We start from the raw sequence: 547 nt of genomic DNA on the forward strand, positions 1-547 counted from the left end.
CCGCCGGCCCCGCCGGAGCCCGGGCTTGCGCATGCGCGGGATCGCAGCGCGTTGTCGGTGCCCCGCACCCTCGGGGGCAGCGCCGGGCTGGCCGGGGCGATCCAGTATTCCAGAGGCGGCAGATGGGCGCTCGCTGCTAGTACGTCTACATTCTCGCCAGCAAGATCGGAGGCACACTCTACATCGGCGTGACGAATGACCTCATTCGCCGGGTGGCAGAGCATAAGTTGAAAGTGATCGAGAGCTTCACGAAAGACTACGATGTCGTGAAGCTCGTTTACTTCGAGCAGTTCGACGACCCGGAGAATGCGATCAAACGTGAGAAACGACTGAAGAAGTGGAAACGCGACTGGAAGATCGCGCTGATCGAGAAAGACAATCCGGATTGGAACGATCTCTATTCGGGGATCGCAGGCCCTCCATAACTTCGGCCTCTGGAATACTGGGTCGCCCGGTCAAGCCGGGCGACGACAGCGGGGCAGCAGGCCGGCAGTAACGCCACCTCCCATGTGCCCACCAGAATCTGCGAACCCCCGGCCATGCCCCC

1 protein-coding gene is annotated in these 547 nt (G+C 62.2%); it reads left to right on the forward strand.

Going from position 1 to position 547, the window contains the following annotated elements; genetic code table 11:
- Positions 1-149 precede the first annotated feature (149 nt).
- A complete protein-coding gene (locus tag AC0L3C_RS29670; RefSeq protein ID WP_473264496.1) occupies positions 150-425 on the forward strand; it encodes a GIY-YIG nuclease family protein in 276 nt (91 codons plus the stop codon).
- Positions 426-547 lie beyond the last annotated feature (122 nt).

The organism is Bradyrhizobium sp. WSM4872 (assembly GCF_055811715.1).